The 845-nt window shown below is 47.1% G+C and carries 2 protein-coding genes; both read right to left on the bottom strand.

What is annotated here, in order from left to right:
* Positions 1-361 (bottom strand): hypothetical protein (locus ACTHTS_RS10855; protein WP_440370034.1); only part of this gene is annotated, 361 nt, incomplete at its 3' end.
* A gap of 54 nt (positions 362-415) precedes the next feature.
* On the bottom strand, positions 416-845 hold a 430-nt coding region (locus tag ACTHTS_RS10850; protein WP_440370033.1), incomplete at its 5' end, for a hypothetical protein.

Below are 845 nucleotides of genomic sequence, written 5' to 3'. Positions count from 1 at the left end.
ACACACAAAACACCACACCACCACAACACACCCCAACCACCCCCACAAAACCCCACCCCAACACCCAAAACCCCACCACCACCACCACCACCAACACCACACACACCAACACCAACCACACCCACACCACCACAACAAACCCAAACCCCCACAACACAAACACACAACCCAACACAAACAAAAAACACAACAACAAACCACACCCCAACAAACCACCCACCACACAACCCCAACACACCACACACCAACACAACAACCCCAACACCACCCACCACCACCAACCAACCAAACACAAAAACACCACAAACAACACAACCAAACACCAACCACACCACCACAAAAAAACAAAACCAAAACCCACACCAAACCCCCACCAAAACCCCACACACCAACAACAACAAAAACAACGAAACTACTACTCACACCCCACACCCCAACCGCCCAAACCAAAACACAAACACCGCACAAACCACCAAAACAAACCCCACCACCACCACAAAACACACCCCACCCAACAACAAAACCACACCAACAACAACACCACCACCAACAACCACACACCAAAAAACACCACCCCAAAAACAAAAAACACCACACACCCAACACAAACAAACCCCACCAAAAAAACCACACAAAAAAAACAAAAAAAAACACACCAAAACACCACCCCAACCCACAACCCAACAGACACCAAAACAAACAAACAACCAAAAAACCCAAACCCAACACCCCAAAAAAACAACACCAAAAACAACACAAACACCCCAACCAACAACAACAACCCCACAAACAACACCAACACAAAAAACAAAAACAACACCCCCAACAACACCAACACCACAACA

The organism is Neisseria sp. P0019.S003 (assembly GCF_051957115.1).
GTDB classification, from domain to species: domain Bacteria; phylum Pseudomonadota; class Gammaproteobacteria; order Burkholderiales; family Neisseriaceae; genus Neisseria; species Neisseria flavescens_D.
The sequence above is the reverse complement of the archived record's forward strand: the minus strand, read 5'-3'. Positions and strand labels throughout refer to the sequence as shown.